This is a genomic window from Sinomonas atrocyanea (assembly GCF_001577305.1).
Lineage (GTDB): Bacteria > Actinomycetota > Actinomycetes > Actinomycetales > Micrococcaceae > Sinomonas > Sinomonas atrocyanea.
This window is the reverse complement of the sequence record NZ_CP014518.1, coordinates 4,334,469-4,356,555: the sequence shown is the minus strand read 5'-3', so window position 1 is coordinate 4,356,555 and position 22,087 is coordinate 4,334,469. Positions and strand designations below refer to the sequence as shown.

Genomic DNA, 22,087 nt, shown 5'->3' with positions numbered 1-22,087 from the left:
GATTCACCTTCCACACCACAACATCACAACCATCCCGTGGCTGATGCCACGGGCTCCAGAGACTAAGGAGCTCCACGATGGCCAAGGCTGAAATCCGTAAGCCGAAACCAAAGTCCAACCCCTTGAAGGCCGCTGACATCACCGTCATCGACTACAAGGACGTCGCCCTGCTGCGCAAGTTCATCTCGGACCGCGGCAAGATCCGCGCGCGTCGGGTGACCGGCGTGTCCGTGCAGGAGCAGCGCAAGATCGCCCAGGCGATCAAGAACGCCCGCGAGGTCGCCCTGCTCCCCTACTCCGGCGCTGGCCGCGGCTGAGAAGGGAAGCAATCTCATGGCAAAGCTCATTCTGACGAACGAGGTGACGGGTCTCGGCTCCGCCGGTGACGTCGTCGAGGTCAAGGACGGCTACGCGCGCAACTACCTGCTGCCGCGCGGCTTCGCGGTCACGTGGTCGAAGGGCGGGGAGAAGCAGGTCGAGCAGATCCGCGCCGCCCGCGAGGCCCGTGCCCACAAGTCGCTCGAGGCCGCCCAGGCCCAGGCTGCAGCTCTCGCGGGCACCCCGGTGCGCCTCGAGGTGAAGGCCGGCAAGGAAGGCCGCCTGTTCGGCACCGTCCGTCCGGACGCCGTTGCCGGTGCTGTCGAGGCCGCTGGCCTCGGCGCCATCGACAAGCGCAAGGTGGTCATCCCCGGCCACATCAAGTCGACCGGCAAGTACGAGGTCTCGGTGCGCCTGCACGACGAGGTCTCGGCCGTGGTCAACCTTGAGGTCGTCGCCGCGAAGTAGTCTGCGGCTCCGGCCCATGCCGTTGGCATGACGGGTTGAGGAAGGGCCCCCACCGCTGGTGCGGTGGGGGCCCTTCCGCGTGCCGGGGGGCGTCGGGGGAATACAGCGGCGGGTCTTCCTGTTGGTCGAAGTAGATGCAAAAGCATGTATTTTGAGAGCAAGGCAGGATCATGGCAGCCAGCACGTCCATCGTCGTCATCTCCGCGGGCCTCGGCGTCCCCTCCTCGAGCCGGCTCCTCGCGGACCAGATCTCAGTGGCCGTCGAGCGGCTCGGCCGCGCCACGGGGCTCGACCCCGCGGTCACCGTCCTCGAGCTCCGAGACCTCGCCGTGGACATCGCCAACAACTTCGTGACCGGCTACGCCGCCCCGGACCTTGCCGAGGCGATCGCCGCCGTGGGAGGCGCCGACGCCATCGTCGCGGTCACGCCCGTCTTCTCGGCCAGCTACAGCGGCCTCTTCAAGTCCTTCATCGATGTGCTCGAGCCGCGCTCGCTCGAGGGCAAGCCGGTGCTCCTCGGGGCCACGGGGGGCACCGCGCGGCACAGCCTCGTGCTCGACCTCGCGATGCGCCCGCTCTTCAGCTACCTGCGCACCCGGACGGTTCCCACGGGCGTGTTCGCCGCCCCGACCGACTGGGGCAAGGGCACGGACGGCGGCCAGGCGGCCGGCCTCACGGCCCGGATCGAGCGCGCTGCCACCGAGCTCGTGCGCGAGCTCGCCGCGGCCCGTCCGGCCGCGGCCGGCGCACCCGGCGCACAGGCGCTCCCGTCCGTGGCCACCCGCCCCGAGGACAAGTCCTTCGAGGAGCTCCTCGCCGACCTCACCGCCCCCCGCCGCTGAGAGCCGCCTTCTGAAGGTCACCTCCTGGGAGTCACCTCCTGAAGGTCACCTTCTGGGAGTCACCTCCTGAAGGTCAGTTCCCGCGGGTCACAGAGGCGGCCTCCAGAGGAAGGACCCCCCGACGTACGATGGCGGGATGCAGCAGCCAGCCACCGACCACGCGCCGGTCTTCGACGGGCACAACGACCTTCCCTGGGCGCTCCGCCAGGACTTCGGCTACGACGTCGCCGCGGCCGCCCTCGGCGCGCGCCAGCCGCGCCTCCACACCGACATCCCGCGGCTGCGCGAGGGCGGTGTCGGTGCGCAGTTCTGGTCCGTGTTCGTCCCCTCGACCCTGGCCCCGGCCGAGTCGGTGGTTGCGACGCTCGAGCAGATCGACTGCGTGCGGCGCATCGCCGCCGCGCACCCCGACGTCTTCGCGCTGGCCCGCAGCGCCGAGGAGGTGCGCGAGGCCGCAGCCCGGGGCCGCATCGCCTCCCTCATGGGAGCCGAGGGCGGCCACAGCATCGCCGGCTCGCTCGGCGTGCTGCGGATGCTCGCGCAGCTGGGAGTGGCCTACATGACCCTCACGCACAACGACGACGTCCCCTGGGCCTGCTCGGCGACCGGCGAGGCGATGGCGGCCGGGCGTGACACCGGCCTGACCGATTTCGGGCGGAGCGTCGTCGCCGAGATGAACGCGCTCGGCATGCTCGTGGATCTCTCCCATGTCTCGCCGCAGACCATGGAGGACGCCCTCGATGCCACGAGCGCCCCCGTGGTCTTCTCCCACTCCTCGGCCCGCGCTGTCTGCGACCATCCCCGCAACGTGCCCGACCGCATCCTCGAACGTCTGCCCGCCAACGGCGGCGTCCTCATGGTCACGTTCGTGCCCAAGTTCGTCTCCGAGTCGTGCCGCGAGCACGCCCTCGCCGTGCACGAGACGCGCCTCTCCCTCGGCCTGCCCGTGGACTTCCACGACGTTGCCCCCGAGGAGGACCCGCAGGCCGCCGCAGAGTTCTCTGCGTGGCTTCAGTCCCACCCCGCGCCCGAGGCGACGATCGGCGACGTCGTGCGCCACCTCGAGCACGCCCGCGAGGTGGTGGGTCCCGGCCATCTCGGGCTCGGCGGCGACTTCGACGGGACCGTGGACCTGCCCCGGGGCATGGACGGGGTCGCGGGCTACGGTCCGCTGCTCTCGACCCTCGCGGAACGGGGCTGGTCGCGCGAGGACCTCGACGCGCTGTGCTGGGGCAACGCGCTGCGGGTGCTCGAGGGCGCCCAGGAGGCGGCCGCCTAGCTCACAGCAGCGCGACGAACGCGCGCGCGTCCTCGATGCTGATGTCCGAGTGGCGCTGCAGCATCTGTGCCGCGTCCTCGGCGTCGCCGATCCGGGCCAAGGACTTGATCTCGTTGTAGATCTCGTCGTTGAGCATGTTGGAGGCAACCTCGAGGGTCTGGCGCCCGTTGCTCACGATGGCGCGGTACCGGTACGGGAACCGCTCGGGGCCGCCCTCGCCGGACCCTCCGGCACGGCCTGCTCCCGCCGACGGCGCCCCCTCGGCGCTCCGTGCCGGCTTCGCTGACGCCTCTGCCGCGCCGCCGCGTGCGACGGCGGGCGGCTGCTCGGGTGCGGCGGGCTGCTCGGGTGGGGCGCACTCCTGGGGCGCGGCGGCCTGCTCGGGTGCTCGACGGTCCTCCGGCGTGGGCGCGTTCCCCGCGCTGCGGAACGCCTGGGGGTAGCGGTCGAGGAGGATGACGGCGTTGCGCGCCTCCACGAGCCCGGAGCCCGTGGCCTCGCGGTAGGCAGCAATCGCCTGGACGGTGAGGCCGCGGGCGATGAGCGAGTAGACGGCCCGGTGCTGGGCCTCGTTGAGCCGCGCCGAGGCGGCCGCTGCGGCGGTGGGCCCTCCGGAGAGAGCACCCTCGAGGGATTCCCTGCTGCGCCGTGCGCCGGCGCGGAGCACGAAGACGACGACGGCAGCGACGACGAGGAGGATCAGGAGCGGAGGCAGGAGGTTTTGCATGAGGGCTTCTGGAGGGTGGCGGAGTGGGTTCCTCCAGCGTAGTGCCTGCGCTCATCCTGCTGCGAGGGAACGCTCGCATGCCTCGGAGCGCATGGACCGCGAGCGGCCCGCAACACATGTGGGCTGAGTCACATGTGGCGGCAGCGTATGTGCCCCGACGTATGGAGACGCGGCTGCGGCCCGTGTGGACTTGTGGATTTCGTCTGTGGACAAACTTTCTGGATCCACAAGCTGTCAACAACGTTTTCGCACGTCAGAGCGCTCTTTTCAGCTGGGCCGGAGAGTTGTGCACAGATATCCACAGGTTGGTGAACGCCTGGGCACCCTTTTCCCACAGGTTTGTCCACAAGGGTGGTGCAAACCCAGCTTCACGACTGTCGGTGGGCCCGGATACGGTGTGCACGTTCCTCCGGAGCACGGTCCCGACGGCCTGCTCCGGGACGGTTGCCAGCGGTCCGAGGTGTTGCCCATGTCCACGTCCCACGTCGATTCAGCACCGTCCTTCAGGGACGCGGACGCCGCGCGCACACCGCCGCAGGACATCGTCGCGGAACAGTCCGTGCTCGGGGGGATGATGCTCTCCAAGGACGCGATCGCAGACGTGGTGGAAGTGGTGCGCGGCATCGACTTCTACCGTCCGGCCCATGAGGCCATCTACGAGGCCATCATCGACCTCTACGGGCGGGGGGAGCCCGCGGACGCCGTGACCGTCTCGGACGAGCTGACGAAGCGCGGCGAGATCAACCGGGTGGGCGGCCCCGCCTACCTCCATGAACTCATCCAGTCCGTGCCGACCGCCGCCAACGCCGGCTACTACGCGGAGATCGTGGCCGAGCGCGCGGTGCTGCGCCGCCTGGTCGGGGCCGGCACCAAGATCGTCCAGCTCGGCTACGGGCAGGACGGCGAGGTCGAGGACCTCGTCAACCAGGCTCAGGCCGAGGTCTACGCCGTGGCCGAGCGCCGCACAGCCGAGGACTACGTCCCGCTCTCGCAGGTCATGGAGGGCGCCATGGATGAGATCGAGGCGGCCGGCCACCGCGGCGGCGGCATGACCGGCGTCCCGACCGGGTTCTACGAGCTCGACGAGCTCACCCACGGACTCCACCCCGGCCAGATGATCGTCATTGCGGCGCGTCCGGCCGTGGGCAAGTCGACGTTCGCGCTCGACTTCGCCCGCTCCGCAGCGATCAAGCACAAGATGGCGACCGTCTTCTTCTCACTCGAGATGGGCCGCAACGAGATCGCGATGCGCCTGATGAGCGCCGAGGCATCGATTCAGCTCCAGGACCTCCGCCGCGGCACCCTGCGCGACGACCAATGGGCCAAGATCGCCTCGGTGCTCGGTCCCCTCAACGAGTCGCCCCTGTTCATCGACGACTCGCCCAACATGTCCCTCATGGAGATCCGGGCCAAGTGCCGCCGCCTCAAGCAGCAGCACGACCTCAAGCTCGTGGTGCTCGACTACCTCCAGCTCATGTCCAGCGGCAAGAAGGTCGAGAGCCGCCAGCAGGAGGTCTCGGAGTTCTCCCGCGCCCTCAAGCTCCTCGCCAAGGAGCTCGGGGTGCCCGTCATCGCGCTGTCGCAGCTCAACCGAGGGTCCGAGCAGCGCACCGACAAGCGCCCGATGGTCTCGGACCTGCGCGAATCGGGCTCGATCGAGCAGGACGCCGACATGGTGATCCTGCTCCACCGTGAGGACGTCTACAACAAGGAGTCGCCACGCGCCGGCGAGGCGGACATCCTCGTGGCCAAGCACCGCAACGGCCCCACCAAGGACATCGTGGTCGCGTTCCAGGGCCACTACTCCCGCTTCGCCAACATGGCTGCCGACGCCGGGGGCGAGGGCGGCGGCTTCTAGGGTCGCGGCTAGGCACCGCCGGTGCGCTCCCCACGGGAGCCGCGCCACCGCCGTCGTGCGTCCGTGGCGAGTTCCGCTGCCAGTGCCTCAGCTGAGGCACAGGCAGAACGGGTGCCCGGCCGGATCGAGGAAGACCCGGAAGGTGGTCCCGGGCTGGTGATCGTGCCTCGAGGCGCCGAGTCCCAGCACCGACGCCTCGGCGGCGTCGAGGTCGTCCACTACGACGTCGAGATGCATCTGCTGGGGACCTCCTGCCCGGGCCACTGGGGCGGCGTATAGCCCTGCACCCCCTGGAAGTCGAGGCACTGGCCGTAGTCGGCGCGGACCCGAGCCCAGTCGGGGGAGGACTCCTCGATCGCCCAGTCGAGGAGGCCGGCGTAGAACTGCGCGAGCGCGGCCGCGTCGGGGCAGTCGATGACAACGGAGGGGAAGCGTGCGATAGCCATACCGGCACGGTAGACCGCGTTCAGGACAGCCCGTGTCCGCAGGGCCGGCGTGGCCTGGATCACGACCGGCCGTGGCGCCGCCTACGTTGCGGGGAGGTTTCGGGGCGCCCGTGCGGGAACAGATGGTGCCTGAGGGTAATCGTGATTGGGCGGATACCCTGCAGCGCGCGGCAAAGACTGTGCGAACGCCCGCGCAGACCCTCTGGGTATGGGGCCACCATTGATTCCGGCATTGACCCTAACGATGGAAGTGAGCCTCATGGCTTCCCAACCAGAACTCCACAAGACCCTCAAGCCCCGCCACCTGTCGATGATCGCCATCGCCGGCGTCATCGGGGCGGGGCTCTTCGTCGGCTCCGGCGCGGCGATCAAGCAGGCCGGCCCCGGAATCCTCCTCGCCTATGCGGCCGCAGGCGTCGTCGTGATCCTCGTGATGCGCATGCTCGGCGAGATGGCCGCGGCCAACCCCGAGACCGGCTCCTTCTCGGCGTACGCGGACAAGGCCCTCGGCCGCTGGGCCGGCTTCAGCATCGGCTGGCTCTACGCGTGGTTCTGGATCATCGTCCTCGGCATCGAGGCCACCGCAGGGGCGGCGATCATGCACCGCTGGCTCCCCGGCGTCGACCAGTGGATCTGGGCCCTCGTGCTCATGGTCGCGCTCACGCTGACCAACGTGTGGAGCGTGAAGTCCTACGGCGAGTTCGAGTTCTGGTTCGCCTCGGTCAAGGTCACCGCGATCGTGCTGTTCCTCATCGCCGGCCTCGCCGCGATCTTCGGCCTCATCCCCGGCCTCCCGGCCCCCGGCACCACCAACCTGCTCGGCCACGGCGGGCTCCTGCCGAACGGCGGCAGCGCTGTCCTGGCGGGCATCCTCGTCGTCGTGTTCTCCTTCTTCGGCGCCGAGATCGCCACGATCGCGGCGGGCGAGTCCGCCGATCCGGTGACCGCTGTCCGCAAGGCCGTCAACTCGACCGTGTGGCGCATCCTCGTGTTCTACATCGGCTCGATGGCGATCGTCGTGACCCTCCTGCCGTGGGACGACGCGTCCGTCGCCAAGAGCCCGTACGTCGCGGTGATCGAGCGGTTCGGCATCCCCGGCGCGGGCACCATCATGGACATCGTCGTCCTCACCTCGGTCCTCTCGTGCCTCAACTCGGGCCTCTACACGGCCAGCCGCATGATCTTCTCGCTCTCGCGGCGGGGCGACGCCCCGTCGTCGTGGTCGCGCATCTCCACCCGCGGCGTCCCCGTCCGCGCAGTGCTCGTCTCGACGGTGGTCGGCTTCGTCACGGTGGGCCTGAACTACCTGTGGCCCGACACGGTCTTCCTGTTCCTGGTCAACACCTCGGGCGCGATCGCCCTGTTCGTGTGGCTCGTCATCGCGGCCTCCCAGCTCATCCTGCGCCGCCGGGCCGACGCGGCCGGCACGAAGCTCGAGATCCGCATGTGGCTCTTCCCGTACCTGACCTGGGCGTCCATCGTGGCGATCGTCGCGCTGCTCGTGGGCATGCTCTTCCTCGACGACACCCGCGACGAGCTCGTCCTGTCCGTGGCACTCGCCGCCGTGGTCGTCGCGATCGGCGTGGCCCGCTACCGCCGGCGCGGCCCGACGCCGGCCGGTGCACCCGCCCTCGCCGAGGCCCCCGGGTTCGAGGCGACCGAGGTCGACGCCGAAGCCCACGCGCACGGCGCCTGAGGCCGGCCACGGCCCAGGGGTAAGCACGACGGCGCGGTGCCGGCTCGAGCAGGAGCCGGTCCCGCGCCGTCGGGCGTCAGGCCGCGTCGTGCGTCAGGCGACGCCCGAGAAGAAGATCGCCGTGGTGGGGCCCGAGAACGGCCTGCCGCCGAGCCGCTCCTCGAGCACCCGGGCCACGTCCGCCGTGATCTGCACGGGGTCCCCGTATCCCTCGCGCAGCTCATTGGCGAGGGGCGTCCCCTGGCAGTGGGCGAGCGCGATCGCGCCCGTGGACGTCGGAGCGCTGACGTGCTCGACCGTGCGGACGTCGACGTCCGAGAAGCCCGCCTCCTCGAGCTCGGCACGGATGAGGTCATGGTCCGTGTACCCGAACGGGATGCGGCGGTAGAACGTCGGCGTCCTCCCGGGGAAGAGCTCGGCCAGGGCCTGCTCGACGAGGAGGGTCACCTCGTTGCCCTCGAGCGGCCCCCACACGGCCGCGGTCATCCGGGCGCCGGGCCGCAGCACGCGCCGCGCCTCCGCATAGGCCCGCACCCGGTCGGGAAAGAACATGATCCCGAACTGGCTCACCACCGCGTCGAAGGCCCCATCCTCGAACGGGAGCTCCTGGGCATCGGCCTGCTGCCACCGGATGGAGTCGGAGGCGGGCAGGATGCGGTCGGCCTGGACGAGCATGGCCGGGTTGAGGTCCGTGGCGGTGATCCTGGCGCCCGGGAGGACCCGGTGGAGCGTCCTCGTCACGACTCCCGTCCCCGCCGCCGTCTCGAGCACGCTCGCAGGGTCGGCGGCCGCGACGTCGGCGGCGAGGTCGTCCGCGAAGTCCTGGAAGACCATGGGCACGAGGACGGTGTCGTAGAGCTCCGGGATGGATCCGGTGAAGGCTGAGTCCCCTGACATGCGATCAGTATCGGTTCGGGGCCGCGCGGCCGCCAGATCCCAGAGGCCCGGGGCCACCCGGGCCCACCCCGCGCAGGAGTGTCGGCGCGGGCGCCTACAGTGGGACCCATGGAGCAGGAGGAGCGGGTCCACGCGCACGCGCAGGACACCGCGCCGCGGTCGGCGGCGCGCGAGATCCTGCGCCTTGCCGTGCCCGCCTTCTTCGCGCTCATCGCGGAGCCGCTCTTCCTCCTCGCCGACTCAGCGATCGTCGGGCACCTCGGGGTCGCGGAGCTGGCGGGCCTCGGGATCGCGACCACGGTGCTGCAGACCGCCGTGGGGCTCATGGTCTTCCTGGCCTATGGGACAGGGCCCGCCGTGGCGCGCCTCCTCGGCGCGGGGAAGATGGGCCACGCCATGTCCGCCGCGCGCGACGGCGCCTGGCTCGCGCTGCTGCTCGGCCTCGCCCTCGCGGCGCTCGGCTGGCTCACGGCCCCAGCGGTGGTGGGCCTCCTCGGCGGCCCCACGGAGGTGCGGGGGTACGCGGTCGAGTACCTCGTCTGGTCGATGCCCGGGCTCGTGGGCATGCTGCTCGTGTTCGCGGGCACCGGGGCGCTGCGCGGGCTCCAGGACACGAGGACCCCGCTCGTCGTCGCCACCGTGGGTTTCACGGGGAACATCCTGCTGAACCTGCTGTTCGTCTACGGCCTCGGCTGGGGGATCGCGGGATCGGCCATCGGCACGAGTGTCGCCCAGCTGAGCATGGCGGCCGCGTACCTGGGCATCGTGCTGCGGCGGATGCGGCACGAGGGCGTGGGCCTCGCCCCGAGCCGGCGCGGCCTCCTGGGCGCCGCCCACGTGGGCTCCTGGCTCATGCTGCGCACGCTCACGCTCCGTGCCGCGATCTTCGCGGCCGTCGTCGTCGCCACGCAGCAGGGACCGGCGAACCTCGCCGCCCACCAGCTCGCCATGACGCTCTTCAACGTCCTCGCCTTCGCCCTCGACGCCCTGGCCATCGCCGCCCAGGCCCTCATCGGCAAGGAGCTCGGCGCCGCGAACGCGGCGCGGGCGCGGGCCCTCACACGGACCATGGTGCGGTGGTCCCTCGGGTACGGGGTCATCACCGGGGCCCTCCTCGCGGCCGGCGCACCGTGGATCGGCTGGATCTTCACCCCGGACCGGCAGGTCCACGAGGCCCTGCTGCCCGCCCTGCTCGTGCTCGCCGCGAGCCAGCCGGTGTGCGGCTACGTGTTCGTCCTCGACGGCGTGCTGATCGGCGCCGGGGACGCCCGGTACCTCGCGATCGCAGGGCTGCTCAACCTCGTGGTCTACGCCCCCCTGCTCGTGTGGGCAGGGCTCTCCGGCGTGGGGGGACCGGCGGGGCTCATGTGGCTGTGGGCCGCGTTCGCCGGCGGATACATGCTCGCGCGCGCACTGACCCTCGGCCTTCGGGCGCGCTCGGACGCCTGGATGGTGCTCGGCTCGCACTAGCGGGACGCGCGGCGGGGCGGCACCTGCCGGCTGGCTAGACTTGGCCCGTGCCCGAGAACCCTTCGACCCAGCCCGCAGCCGTCCCGTCCGGCGCCGTCGCCCCCGCCGAGCAGCGCTCCCTCGCCGCCCCGGTGATCCTGAGGGCGGTCGTCGCGCTGGCCTTCGGCGCGGTCACCGTCTTCTGGGGGACGCCGACCGCCGCGGGCGCGGCCTGGTGCCTCGCGGCCTACTTCGTGGGGCTCGCGGCGGCCCGCGCGTGGCTGCTGCGCGAGGAAGGGCGCGCCGCGGACCCCGCCGCCCGTCCTACCGCGGCCGTCCGCCTGGTCTCCTCGGCCTGTTTCGGCCTGGCTGCGGCCGTGGGCCTGGGACTCGGCGCCGCGCCCGGGGGCGGCGTCATCGCGGCCGGCGGTGCTGCGGCCCTCGCGCTCACCGGACTCGCCGACCTCGTCGCGGCCATCGTCGGAAGGGGGCGGAGCCCCCTGGCGCGGGATGAGGTCATCATCGGCGCGGTGCACCTCGGTGCCGCGGTCCTGCTGCCGTTCGTTGCCGGCCTGGGCGCCCACGCACTGCTCGGAGTGGCCGGCGGCGCGGCCATCATCACCGGGGTGCTGCTCCTGATCGGCGGCCTGAGCCTGAGGCACGATTCCGCCGCGCAGCCCGACGTGGCCTAGAATCGATACGTTCTTTCTACTGCGCGTAGAAGCTTCCCACGTTTCCCGGCCGCTTGAGGAGGGCCCATGTCTGATACACCGCGCGGGCCCCGCGTCGGGATCAAGGGCCCGCTCATGTTCTCGGCGTTCTTCGGTGTCGTCGCCTTCGTGACGGTGCTGATCTTCGCCTCCGGAGGGACCGGGCACGGCCTCCGGTTCGACCTGGCGTTCAGCGCCGCCGGCATCGCCTTCATCGTGTGCCTCGTCATCGCTGCCATGCTGTCCATGAGCTACAAGGAGAACGCCGAGCACCTCGGCCGCGGCGACGGCGTCAACCTGCGCTCCGAGGACCGGCTCAAGCGCGCCCAGCGCCCGGCCAAGGGCGCCCCTGCCGCGGACGATGCGGCCGAGCCGGGCCACGAGGCCGACGGCGGCACCCCGGGCAGCCCCGGTCCGGAGGCCTGACCTCAGCTCGCGGCCTTGCGCTCCCGGTAGGCGCGCACGTGCGCCCGGTTGGCGCAGTTGCCCGTGTCGCAGTAGCGCTTCGAGCGGTTCTTCGTCAGGTCGACCAGAACCGCCTCGCAGTCCTCCGCCGAGCAGACGCGCAGGCGGTCGAGCTCCTTCGAGCGGATCACGTCCACGAACGCCATCGCCGCCTCCGTGCCCATCCGGTCCGCGAGGGGCGCCTGCGGGGTCGTGGCGTGGAGGTGCCAGTCCCAGTCGTCGTGCTTGACGAGCTGAGGCAGTGCCCGGGCCTCGCTGAGCAGGGCGTTGACCAGCTCCACGGCCTCCTCCTCGGTCGAGTCCCAGAGGGTGCGCAGCCGCGACCGGAGCGCGCGCACCCCAGCCAGCTCCGCGGCGTCGTGCGTGCGGGAGCCCGTGAACTTCTCCTTGAGGAGGAAGCGGTCCAGGTCCTCGCCGGTGGCGAGGTGGTCGCCGCCGTCTGCTCCGAGGGGGTCGAGGGTGTTGACGAGGTTGACGGCGCTGCGGAGCGCCACCTCGGTGTCATGGGCGAAGATCACGTTGACTCCTGACGGGATCGGGATCTACTGTCATCACCATACCCTTGCTTTACTCATGACACGATCTTTGGGGGGTGCCCTGTGCTGTCCGCGAACCGTTCCGCATCCGGTCTCGTCTTCGCCCTGCTGTCGGCCGCGACGTTCGGCATCTCGGGACCGCTCGGGAAGTCCCTGCTCGAGGCCGGGTGGACGCCCGGCGCGGTGGTCGGCGGCAGGGTGGGGCTCGCCGCGCTCGTGATGGCCCTCCCCGCGGCGTGGATGATGCGCGGGCAGTGGTCGCGCCTCCGAGGAGGGGTGGCGCTCATGGCGGCCTACGGCGCGATCGCCATCGCGCTGTGCCAGTTCTTCTACTTCAATGCCGTGGCACGCATGAGCCCGCCGGTCGCGCTCATGCTCGAGTACCTCGCCCCGATCATCCTCGTGGGCTGGGCCTGGCTGCGCACGCGGCACCGCCCGGGAACCCTCACCATCCTCGGGACAGTGACGGCGATGCTCGGGCTCGTGCTGGTCCTGGACCTCATGAGCGCCCAGCACGTCGATCCCGTCGGCGTGCTGTGGGGCGTCGCCGCGGCGGTCTGCCTCGCCGTGTACTTCGTCCTCTCGGCGAAGTCCGACGGCGTCCTGCCGCCTCTCGTGACCGTGGCCGGGGGGATGGTGTCCGGGGCCCTGACCATTGCCCTGCTCGCCGTGGTGGGCCTGCTGCCCCTGGGGGCGACGTTCGGGACCGTGGCGCTCCTCGGCGGCGAGGCCAGCTGGGTGGTCCCGCTGGCGGGCATCACGCTCGTCGCCGCGGTGCTCGCCTACACGTTCGGGATCATCGGCACGCAGCGGCTCGGCTCGAAGGTCGCGAGCTTCGTCTCGCTCACCGAAGTGCTCTTCTCTGTCGTCGCGTCGTGGATCATGATCGGCGACGTCCCCGGACCGGTGCAGTTCGTGGGCGGCGCGCTCATCGTGGCCGGGGTGATCATGGTACGCATGGACGAGCTCCGCGCCCCTGCGTCCGCCGTGGTCCCCGACTCGGCACCGGAGGCCCTCCCGGCGGCGGACCTGGCGACCGGCTCGCTGCCGGCGGTCAACCGCCCCGCCTGACCGCCCCCCGCCCTCACGTTTCGGGTACGCATCTCGTCGCCCTTTCACCGTTTCGGGTACGCCGGCGCGTACCCGAATGGGCGTTTCTGCGTCGAGATGCGTACCCGAAACGGGGGAGGGGCTAGGGGGTGAAGCGCGTGAGGCGCAGCGAGTTGGCCACGACGAGCACCGAGCTCGCCGCCATGGCCGCGCCGGCGATCATCGGGTTGAGCAGTCCGAGCGCCGCGACGGGGATCCCGACCGCGTTGTAGAAGAACGCCCAGAACAGGTTCTGCTTGATGATCGCCAGCGTCCTGCGCGAGAGCGCGATCGCCGCCGCGACCTGATTCAGGTCGTCGCCCATCACGGTCAGGTCGGCGGCCTCCCGGGCCACGTCCGTGCCCGAGCCCATCGCGATCCCCAGGTCGGCCTGCGCGAGCGCGGGCGCGTCGTTGACGCCGTCGCCGGCCATCGCGACGCGGGCGCCGCCGGACTGGAGCCGCCTGACCGCCTCGACCTTGCCCTCGGGGCGGACGCCCGCCTGCACGTCCTCGCCCGCGATGCCGACCTCGGCGGCGACCCGGGCCGCGACGGCCGCGTTGTCCCCGGTGACGAGCACGGGCCGCAGGCCGAGGGCCCGCAGCCGGCCGATCCCCGCGGCGGACCCCGGCTTGACCGAGTCGCGCAGCGCCACGATCCCGGCGACGGCGCCGTCGACGGCGACCCACACCGCGGTCGCGCCGGCCTCCTCGCGCTCGGTGAACGTGGCCGCGGCCCCGGCGTCGGGCGCCGAACCGAGCTGCCCGGCGATCCAGTCGGTGCGGCCCACGAGCACGCGGCGCCCCTCGACGGTGCCCTCCACCCCGCCGCCCGGCGCGGAACGGAAGCCGACGACGCCGGGCAGGCCCGCGCCGTCGTGCGCCCTGCGTGCCGCCGCGGTGACGGCGCGGGCGAGGGGATGCTCGCTCGCGGACTCGACGGCCCCGGCAAGTCGGAGCAGCGCGCCACGGTCGAGGTCCCCGAGGGCGTCGACCGTGTCGACCGCCAGGCGGCCGGTGGTGACGGTCCCGGTCTTGTCGAGCACGATCGTGTCGACGGCGCGCGTGTCCTCGAGGACGTGGGCGCCCCGGATGAGGATGCCCAGCTGCGAGCCGCGCCCGCTGCCCGCAAGCAGCCCGATCGGGGTGGCGAGGCCGAGCGCACACGGGCAGGCGATCACGAGGACGGCGACGGCGGCCGTGAAGGCGGAGGGCAGCGCGCCGCCGAGCACGAGCCAGAGGACGAACGTGACGGCGGTGATCGCGAGCACCACGGGCACGAAGACGGCGCTGATCCTGTCCGCGAGCCGGGCGATGGGCGCCTTGCTCGTCTGTGCCTCGGAGACGAGTCGCGCCATCGCCGCGAGCGTCGTGTCCGAGCCCACGCGGGTGGCCTCGACCACGAGCCGGCCCGAGGTGTTGACCGTGGCGCCGGTGACGTAGCTGCCCTCGGTGACCTCGACCGGGACGGACTCGCCCGTGAGGAGCGACGCGTCGACCGCGGAGGCACCCTCGCGGACCGTGCCGTCGGTGGCGATCTTCTCCCCAGGCCGGACCACGAAGAGGTCTCCGGGCACGAGCTGGTCCGCGGGGACCTCCGTCTCGACGCCGTCGCGCAGGAGCGTGGCCCGCTTGGCGCCGCGGTCCAGGAGCGCCCGCAGCGCGTCGCCGGCCCGGGACTTGGCGCGCGCCTCGAGCCAGCGCCCGAGGAGGAGGAATGTGGTCACCACGGCGGCGGTCTCGAAGTACAGCGCCCCGCCGGACATCTCCATGCCCGGGTGCGCGGTCAGGCCCGGGTCGGCCAGCAGCTGCACGAGCGAGTAGACGTACGCCGCTGTCACCCCGAGGGAGACGAGGGTGTCCATGGTCGAGCCGCCGTGGCGGGCGTTGACTGCCGCCGCGCGGTGGAACGGCCACGCCGCCCAGGTGACGACCGGCAGGGCCAGGGCGGCGGCCCACCAGCCCCAGTCGGGGAAGTGGGCGGCCGGGACCATCGAGATCAGGACGACGGGGACGGTGAGCACCGCCGCGACGGCGAGCCGCGGCAGCAGCGTGCGGGCCGGCGCCTCGACGGATCCCGCGGACGACGGCGCGTGCTCACCGTGGTCCTCGCCCTCCCCCTCGCCGGAGGCGGCAGCGGGGCGGGGCTGGGCCTTGACTTTCGCGGTGTATCCGGCAGCCGCCACGGTCGTGATCAGCTGCTCGTCGCTCACGCCGGCGGGAACCTCGACGCGGGCGGACTCGAGGGGAAGGTTCACCGAGGCGTGGACGCCCTCGATCTTCCCCAGCTTCCGCTCGACCCTGTTCACGCAGGAGGCACACGTCATGCCCCCGATATCGAGTTCGACGATGCGGGGGAGCTGGGCGGTCTTGTGGTCCATCGTCCTAGGCGTCGTTGTCGACGACGACGTAGCCCGCCTCGGCGACTGCTTCGCTGATCGACTCGTGCTTGAGCCTGCGGTCCGACTGGATGGTCACTTCCGAGACGCCGCCGGCGTTGAGGTCGACGGAGACGTCCTGGACGCCGTCGATCGACTCGATCTCCTCGGTGACCGAGCTGACGCAGTGGCCGCAGGTCATGCCGTCGACGTGCACGGTGGTGGTGAAGTGGCTCATGGTGCTTCTCCTCTGGTGCGTGTTCTCGGTGGTGGTGCCCAGCGTAGGCCGGGGCAGGCGGACTGTCCCCGCGGGCCGTCCGGGGGAGCCGGCGGAGCCGTGGCCGGGAGCGGCGTTACCGCAGCAGCCGGCCGATGGCATCGGTGGCCTCCTTGACCTTGGCATCGATCTCCTCGGTGCGCCGGGCGGGGTCCTGCACATTGGCGGCGCCGACCACGCAGTGTCCGATGTGCTCCTCGACGAGCCCGAGGCTGACCGCGTGGAGGGCCTTGGTGACGGCGGACACCTGCGTGAGGATGTCGATGCAGTACTTGTCCTCCTCCACCATGCGCGCGATGCCCCGGACCTGGCCCTCGATGCGTCTCAGGCGCCGCAGGTAGGCGTCCTTGTCTGCGGTGTAGCCGTAGGGCGGCCCTGCATGCTGGTGCTCGGGGGCCTGGGTGATCTCGTCCATGGGACCGAAGCTATACCCACCCGGGGTATGGGTCAAGTACCCCACGGGGGTATGTGTCCCGTGGGCGGCCACCGGACCCGCCCCTCCGGCCCCAGTGGCCAAGGGCACACCCTCCCGATTTGGCCGAACCGCCGCGAGCCGGTAATGTTTTCTGAGTCGCCGGAGCGGCTGCGAACTGATCGCGGACCGGACAGGGCGGCAGAACCCCTAGGAATTCCACCGGAATGGTGCACCTTCGAGTGCGCCCGGACGGCGGAATTCGGATTCGAATTTCTCGATCCACTCCCGGAAGCGGGATTTGGAAAAGGAAATCGGATCGGGTAGGATTGAATCTTGTTGCCGCGGGGATGTGGCCGGTCCGGTTGGGCTGGTCGGAGTACCTGCGGGGGCGTGTTGTTTGAGAACTCAATAGTGTGCCAAGTTTGTTGATGCCATTTTTTATGGTTGTCAAATGTGCCTGTTGCTGTGCACCCCCGTGCACGGCAGTGGGTGTTTGATGCCGGATCATTTTCTGCTGGCCGGGTGTGCCTCATTTTCCTGGGGTTCCTGGTTGGCGTGTTCTTTGACGGAGAGTTTGATCCTGGCTCAGGATGAACGCTGGCGGCGTGCTTAACACATGCAAGTCGGACGATGAAGCCCTTCGGGGTGGATTAGTGGCGAACGGGTGAGTAACACGTGAGCAACCTGCCCTTGACTCTGGGATAAGCCTGGGAAACTGGGTCTAATACCGGATACAACCTCCTGCCGCATGGTGGGGGGTGGAAAGCCTTGTGCGGTCTTGGATGGGCTCGCGGCCTATCAGCTTGTTGGTGGGGTGATGGCCTACCAAGGCGACGACGGGTAGCCGGCCTGAGAGGGTGACCGGCCACACTGGGACTGAGACACGGCCCAGACTCCTACGGGAGGCAGCAGTGGGGAATATTGCACAATGGGCGGAAGCCTGATGCAGCGACGCCGCGTGGGGGATGACGGCCTTCGGGTTGTAAACCCCTTTCGGCAGGGAACAAGCCCCTTGGGGTGAGGGTACCTGCGGAAGAAGCGCCGGCTAACTACGTGCCAGCAGCCGCGGTAATACGTAGGGCGCGAGCGTTATCCGGAATTATTGGGCGTAAAGAGCTCGTAGGCGGTTTGTCGCGTCTGCTGTGAAAGCCCGGGGCTCAACCCCGGGTCTGCAGTGGGTACGGGCAGGCTGGAGTGCAGTAGGGGAGACTGGAATTCCTGGTGTAGCGGTGAAATGCGCAGATATCAGGAGGAACACCGATGGCGAAGGCAGGTCTCTGGGCTGTAACTGACGCTGAGGAGCGAAAGCATGGGGAGCGAACAGGATTAGATACCCTGGTAGTCCATGCCGTAAACGTTGGGCACTAGGTGTGGGGGCCATTCCACGGTTTCCGCGCCGCAGCTAACGCATTAAGTGCCCCGCCTGGGGAGTACGGCCGCAAGGCTAAAACTCAAAGGAATTGACGGGGGCCCGCACAAGCGGCGGAGCATGCGGATTAATTCGATGCAACGCGAAGAACCTTACCAAGGCTTGACATGTGCCGGACCGTCCCAGAGATGGGGCTTCCCTTCGGGGCCGGTTCACAGGTGGTGCATGGTTGTCGTCAGCTCGTGTCGTGAGATGTTGGGTTAAGTCCCGCAACGAGCGCAACCCTCGTTCCATGTTGCCAGCACTTCGGGTGGGGACTCATGGGAGACTGCCGGGGTCAACTCGGAGGAAGGTGGGGACGACGTCAAATCATCATGCCCCTTATGTCTTGGGCTTCACGCATGCTACAATGGCCGGTACAAAGGGTTGCGATACTGTGAGGTGGAGCCAATCCCAGAAAGCCGGTCTCAGTTCGGATTGGGGTCTGCAACTCGACCCCATGAAGTCGGAGTCGCTAGTAATCGCAGATCAGCAACGCTGCGGTGAATACGTTCCCGGGCCTTGTACACACCGCCCGTCAAGTCACGAAAGTCGGTAACACCCGAAGCCGGTGGCCCAACCCCTTGTGGGAGGGAGCCGTCGAAGGTGGGACTGGCGATTGGGACTAAGTCGTAACAAGGTAGCCGTACCGGAAGGTGCGGCTGGATCACCTCCTTTCTAAGGAGCAGCGCCCCTGCCGGGGGCGGCCCGCATGGGCCGTGCCGGTGCGGGGGGAGCAGCGGCCCGCTGCGGGAGCGTTCGTCTCCCGGCGGGTGCTCATGGGTGGAACATCGACGGATTCGTGGCCCGTGCCCCTGGTACGGCCTGTGGCCCCAGTACGCCCCCGCACTCCGGTGTGGGCGGTTGGAAAGGGTTCCGGGCCGGATTGTCCGGGGGGTGGGGTCCTTGGCACACTGTTGGGTCCTGGGGCAACACGCCCTGCGCCCCCGTTTTGCTCCTGTGCCCCCTGTGTGGGGGTGCGGGGTGTGTGGGGGTGCTGGTTCCCGCCTTCCCGTGCCGTGCGGCCCTGCCGCATGGGTGCAGGTTGTGGGGGTTGTTGTTTGAGAACTGTATAGTGGACGCGAGCATCTAGCAATTTCTTCCTGCCGCGCTGTGCCCTGCCCTGTGGGGTGGTGGTGTGGTCGTGGCGGGTCGAGTTTTCTTGTAGGTGTGTGCATGCATGTTTTGCGTGTGTGTGCGCCCTTTGTGGTTTCTTCTGTGTTGAAGTTTCCAAGGGCGCACGGTGGATGCCTTGGCATCGGGAGCCGATGAAGGACGTGGGAATCTGCGATAAGCCTGGGGGAGTCGATAACCGGACTGTGAGCCCAGGGTCTCCGAATGGGGGAACCCCGCCGCACTTGATGCGGTGACCCGCCGTTGAACGCATAGACGGTGTGGAGGGAACGCGGGGAAGTGAAACATCTCAGTACCCGCAGGAAGAGAAAACAACAGTGATTCCGTCAGTAGTGGCGAGCGAACGCGGATGTGGCCAAACCGTGCGCGTGTGATACCCGGCAGGGGTTGCGCGCAGGGGGTTGTGGGGCCTGGCTTCGATCATCTGCCGGTGGTCGGGGGCGAGTGCAGCAGTGTAGGCGAACGGTCTTGAAGGGCCGGCCGTAGAGGGTGTGAGTCCCGTAGCCGTAACGCTGGTCTGCCGTCCTTGCCGGTGTCCCCAAGTAGCACGGGGCCCGAGAAATCCCGTGCGAATCTGTCAGGACCACCTGATAAGCCTGAATACTACCCGATGACCGATAGCGGACAAGTACCGTGAGGGAAAGGTGAAAAGTACCCCGGGAGGGGAGTGAAACAGTACCTGAAACCGTGCGCCTACAAACCGTCAGAGCCGGCCCCGTTGGGGGTGCGGTGATGGCGTGCCTTTTGAAGAATGAGCCTGCGAGTCAGTGCCACGTCGCGAGGTTAACCCGTGTGGGGGAGCCGTAGCGAAAGCGAGTCTGAACAGGGCGTTCAGTGGCGTGGTCTGGACCCGAAGCGGAGTGATCTACCCATGGCCAGGTTGAAGCGACGGTAAGACGTCGTGGAGGACCGAACCCACTTCAGTTGAAAATGGAGGGGATGAGCTGTGGGTAGGGGTGAAAGGCCAATCAAACTCCGTGATAGCTGGTTCTCCCCGAAATGCATTTAGGTGCAGCGTTGCGTGTTTCTTGCCGGAGGTAGAGCTACTGGATGGCCGATGGGCCCCACAAGGTTACTGACGTCAGCCAAACTCCGAATGCCGGCAAGTGAGAGCGCAGCAGTGAGACTGCGGGGGATAAGCTTCGTAGTCGAGAGGGAAACAGCCCGGACCACCGGCTAAGGCCCCAAGCGTGTGCTAAGTGGGAAAGGATGTGGAGTTGCCCAGACAACCAGGAGGTTGGCTTAGAAGCAGCCACCCTTGAAAGAGTGCGTAATAGCTCACTGGTCAAGTGATTCCGCGCCGACAATGTAGCGGGGCTCAAGCACACCGCCGAAGCCGTGGCAGTCCCACGTGCACCCTAGCCTTCGTGGTTCAGGGGTGGGGCTGGGTAGGGGAGCGTCGTGCGGGCAGTGAAGCCCCCGGGTGACCGAGGGGTGGAGGCCGCACGAGTGAGAATGCAGGCATGAGTAGCGAAAGACGGGTGGGAAACCCGTCCGCCGGATGATCAAGGGTTCCAGGGTCAAGCTCATCTGCCCTGGGTAAGTCGGGACCTAAGGCGAGGCCGACAGGCGTAGTCGATGGACAACGGGTCGATATTCCCGTACCGGCGAAGGACCGCCCATGCCGGACAGCCGATGCTGACCGCCCGGACCCCACACCCCATGCCTTCGGGCATGGACCGTGGGGCGAGCGCGGGGACCAGAGCTGCGAGGCAAGCGTATTAACAGGTGTGACGCAGGAAGGCAGCCCGGCCAGGCGATGGTTGACCTGGTCCAAGGATGTAGGGCGCGCGGTCGGCAAATCCGCCGCGCACAGGGCCTGAGATCCGACGGGACCCCCTCACGGGGGGATCGGGTGATCCTATGCTGCCGAGAAAAGCATCGACGCGAGGTCCCAGCCGCCCGTACCCCAAACCGACACAGGTGATCAGGTAGAGAATACCAAGGCGATCGAGAGAATCACGGTCAAGGAACTCGGCAAAATGCCCCCGTAACTTCGGGAGAAGGGGGACCCTGACCTTGAACAGGCCGCGCGCCTGGGAGGGGATATGGGTCGCAGAGACCAGGGGGAAGCGACTGTTTACTAAAAACACAGGTCCGTGCGAAGTCGCAAGACGATGTATACGGACTGACTCCTGCCCGGTGCTGGAAGGTTAAGAGGACCCGTCAGCCAGCAATGGCGAAGCGGAGAATTCAAGCCCCAGTAAACGGCGGTGGTAACTATAACCATCCTAAGGTAGCGAAATTCCTTGTCGGGTAAGTTCCGACCTGCACGAATGGAGTAACGACTTCCCCGCTGTCTCGACCGTGAACTCGGCGAAATTGCACTACGAGTAAAGATGCTCGTTACGCGCAGCAGGACGGAAAGACCCCGAGACCTTCACTACAGTTTGGTATTGGTGTTCGGAGCGGCTTGTGTAGGATAGGTGGGAGACTGTGAAGCGGGCACGCCAGTGCCGGTGGAGTCATCGTTGAAATACCACTCTGGTCGCTTTGGACACCTGAACCTCGGCCCGTGATCCGGGTCAGGGACAGTGCCTGACGGGTAGTTTAACTGGGGCGGTTGCCTCCCAAAGAGTAACGGAGGCGCCCAAAGGTCCCCTCAGCCTGGTCGGCAACCAGGTGGCGAGTGCAAGTGCACAAGGGGGCTTGACTGTGAGAGAGACATCTCGAGCAGGGACGAAAGTCGGGACTAGTGATCCGGCGGCACCTCGTGGAAGGGCCGTCGCTCAACGGATAAAAGGTACCTCGGGGATAACAGGCTGATCTTGCCCAAGAGTCCATATCGACGGCATGGTTTGGCACCTCGATGTCGGCTCGTCGCATCCTGGGGCTGGAGTAGGTCCCAAGGGTTGGGCTGTTCGCCCATTAAAGCGGTACGCGAGCTGGGTTTAGAACGTCGTGAGACAGTTCGGTCCCTATCCGCTGCGCGCGCAGGAGATCTGAGAAGGGCTGTCCTCAGTACGAGAGGACCGGGACGGACGAACCTCTGGTGTGCCAGTTGTACCGCCAGGTGCACGGCTGGTTGGCTACGTTCGGATGGGATAACCGCTGAAAGCATCTAAGCGGGAAGCCCGCTTCAAGATGAGATCTCCACGCCCGTCAAGGGCGAGAGGCCCCCAGCAGACCACTGGGTTGATAGGCCGGACGTGGAAACGAGGACTGAAGACTCGTGAAGCCGACCGGTACTAATAGGCCGACAACCTCAACACACCACACCCCCCACCACCGCAAGGAAAAAAAGGGGGTGTGCGAACCACAGAATGCTCCGCGTCCACCATACGGTCCCCAGACAACAAACCCCGGGGAACCCACAACCGAATACACATCACGGAAACCCGTGACCACAGACCACCCACCCACCCCCACACCGGGGCAGGGAAGGGTAGAAGGGTTACGGCGGCCATAGCGTGGGGGAAACGCCCGGACCCATCCCGAACCCGGAAGCTAAGACCCACAGCGCCGATGGTACTGCACCCGCGAGGGTGTGGGAGAGTAGGACACCGCCGGACAACACCACACGGTCGAGCCCCCCAACCACCCGGTTGGGGGGCTCCCGCACTTAACACACAAAAGACCCCGGAGCGCGCAATTGGGGGAATACGCGCTCCGGGGCAGCCTCGAAGTCCTAGGCAAGAGATTACGCCGGCAGGTTAGGCGTGCCTACCTTCGGCCGTAGTGACTTCCTGGCGGCCG

16 protein-coding genes, 3 rRNA genes and 1 pseudogene are annotated in these 22,087 nt (G+C 68.6%); 13 read left to right on the top strand and 7 right to left on the bottom strand.

Annotated elements, in window-relative coordinates; genetic code table 11:
- Positions 1-77 precede the first annotated feature (77 nt).
- The 4 genes from rpsR to SA2016_RS19970 all read left to right on the top strand — a co-directional run bounded on the left by rpsR (position 78) and on the right by SA2016_RS19970 (position 2,907).
- A complete protein-coding gene (rpsR, locus tag SA2016_RS19985) occupies positions 78-317 on the top strand; it encodes a 30S ribosomal protein S18 (protein ID WP_026820365.1) in 240 nt (79 codons plus the stop codon).
- Positions 318-333: 16 nt separating this feature from the next.
- A complete protein-coding gene (gene rplI / locus SA2016_RS19980) occupies positions 334-786 on the top strand; it encodes a 50S ribosomal protein L9 (protein ID WP_066501660.1) in 453 nt (150 codons plus the stop codon).
- 170 nt (positions 787-956) lie between these two features.
- A complete protein-coding gene (locus SA2016_RS19975) occupies positions 957-1,628 on the top strand; it encodes an FMN reductase (RefSeq protein WP_066501658.1) in 672 nt (223 codons plus the stop codon).
- A 136-nt stretch (positions 1,629-1,764) separates the two neighbouring features.
- The gene (locus SA2016_RS19970) at positions 1,765-2,907 is read left to right on the top strand and encodes a dipeptidase (protein WP_066501654.1); all 1,143 of its coding nucleotides are present in this window, start codon (positions 1,765-1,767) and stop codon (positions 2,905-2,907) included.
- 1 nt (position 2,908) lies between these two features.
- Here SA2016_RS19970 and SA2016_RS19965 read toward each other — a convergent pair whose 3' ends face one another.
- Entirely contained in the window at positions 2,909-3,634 is a 726-nt protein-coding gene (locus tag SA2016_RS19965; RefSeq protein ID WP_066501653.1) for a TroA family protein, read from the bottom strand.
- 469 nt (positions 3,635-4,103) lie between these two features.
- Between SA2016_RS19965 and dnaB the strand changes: the two genes are divergently transcribed.
- Positions 4,104-5,492, top strand: a complete 1,389-nt coding sequence (gene dnaB / locus SA2016_RS19960) for a replicative DNA helicase (protein ID WP_066501646.1) — start codon at positions 4,104-4,106, stop codon at positions 5,490-5,492.
- Between the two features lie 87 nt (positions 5,493-5,579).
- On the opposite strand, the pseudogene SA2016_RS19955 reads toward dnaB, so the two are convergent.
- A pseudogene (locus SA2016_RS19955) lies at positions 5,580-5,938 on the bottom strand (VOC family protein).
- A 259-nt stretch (positions 5,939-6,197) separates the two neighbouring features.
- Here SA2016_RS19955 and SA2016_RS19950 point away from each other — a divergent pair.
- Positions 6,198-7,634, top strand: a complete 1,437-nt coding sequence (locus SA2016_RS19950) for an amino acid permease (protein ID WP_066501645.1) — start codon at positions 6,198-6,200, stop codon at positions 7,632-7,634.
- A 93-nt stretch (positions 7,635-7,727) separates the two neighbouring features.
- Here SA2016_RS19950 and SA2016_RS19945 read toward each other — a convergent pair whose 3' ends face one another.
- On the bottom strand, positions 7,728-8,531 hold the full coding sequence (locus tag SA2016_RS19945) for a class I SAM-dependent methyltransferase (RefSeq protein WP_066501642.1): 804 nt from the start codon (positions 8,529-8,531) through the stop codon (positions 7,728-7,730).
- A 108-nt stretch (positions 8,532-8,639) separates the two neighbouring features.
- Between SA2016_RS19945 and SA2016_RS19940 the strand changes: the two genes are divergently transcribed.
- The 3 genes from SA2016_RS19940 to SA2016_RS19930 all read left to right on the top strand — a co-directional run bounded on the left by SA2016_RS19940 (position 8,640) and on the right by SA2016_RS19930 (position 11,116).
- Positions 8,640-10,001 (top strand): MATE family efflux transporter, encoded by a 1,362-nt coding sequence (locus SA2016_RS19940; RefSeq protein WP_066501640.1) that lies wholly within the window; start codon positions 8,640-8,642, stop codon positions 9,999-10,001.
- A gap of 47 nt (positions 10,002-10,048) precedes the next feature.
- Entirely contained in the window at positions 10,049-10,672 is a 624-nt protein-coding gene (locus tag SA2016_RS19935) for a hypothetical protein (protein WP_066501637.1), read from the top strand.
- Positions 10,673-10,738: 66 nt separating this feature from the next.
- Positions 10,739-11,116 (top strand): hypothetical protein, encoded by a 378-nt coding sequence (locus tag SA2016_RS19930; RefSeq protein WP_066501636.1) that lies wholly within the window; start codon positions 10,739-10,741, stop codon positions 11,114-11,116.
- Positions 11,117-11,118: 2 nt separating this feature from the next.
- Here the strand turns inward: SA2016_RS19930 and SA2016_RS19925 are convergent, their stop codons facing one another.
- Entirely contained in the window at positions 11,119-11,673 is a 555-nt protein-coding gene (locus tag SA2016_RS19925) for a CGNR zinc finger domain-containing protein (RefSeq protein WP_066501633.1), read from the bottom strand.
- Between the two features lie 81 nt (positions 11,674-11,754).
- On the opposite strand from SA2016_RS19925, the gene SA2016_RS19920 reads away from it, so the two are divergent.
- Positions 11,755-12,762 (top strand): EamA family transporter, encoded by a 1,008-nt coding sequence (locus tag SA2016_RS19920; RefSeq protein ID WP_066501632.1) that lies wholly within the window; start codon positions 11,755-11,757, stop codon positions 12,760-12,762.
- A gap of 121 nt (positions 12,763-12,883) precedes the next feature.
- Here SA2016_RS19920 and SA2016_RS19915 read toward each other — a convergent pair whose 3' ends face one another.
- The 3 genes from SA2016_RS19915 to SA2016_RS19905 all read right to left on the bottom strand — a co-directional run bounded on the left by SA2016_RS19915 (position 12,884) and on the right by SA2016_RS19905 (position 15,849).
- Complete coding sequence (locus tag SA2016_RS19915) at positions 12,884-15,160, bottom strand: heavy metal translocating P-type ATPase (RefSeq protein WP_066501631.1); 2,277 nt, start codon at positions 15,158-15,160, stop codon at positions 12,884-12,886.
- A 4-nt stretch (positions 15,161-15,164) separates the two neighbouring features.
- Positions 15,165-15,395, bottom strand: a complete 231-nt coding sequence (locus SA2016_RS22405; RefSeq protein WP_066501629.1) for a heavy-metal-associated domain-containing protein — start codon at positions 15,393-15,395, stop codon at positions 15,165-15,167.
- Between the two features lie 115 nt (positions 15,396-15,510).
- Positions 15,511-15,849: a metal-sensitive transcriptional regulator gene (locus SA2016_RS19905; protein ID WP_066501627.1), complete on the bottom strand. Its 339-nt coding sequence runs from the start codon at positions 15,847-15,849 to the stop codon at positions 15,511-15,513.
- A 562-nt stretch (positions 15,850-16,411) separates the two neighbouring features.
- On the opposite strand from SA2016_RS19905, the gene SA2016_RS19900 reads away from it, so the two are divergent.
- From SA2016_RS19900 to rrf, 3 genes are all read left to right on the top strand, one after another.
- Positions 16,412-17,935, top strand: a 16S ribosomal RNA gene (locus tag SA2016_RS19900).
- 542 nt (positions 17,936-18,477) lie between these two features.
- Positions 18,478-21,603: ribosomal RNA gene (locus tag SA2016_RS19895) — 23S ribosomal RNA — on the top strand.
- 183 nt (positions 21,604-21,786) lie between these two features.
- Positions 21,787-21,903, top strand: a 5S ribosomal RNA gene (rrf, locus tag SA2016_RS19890).
- The 16S, 23S and 5S rRNA genes sit together here, the layout of an rRNA operon.
- Positions 21,904-22,087: the final 184 nt, after the last annotated feature.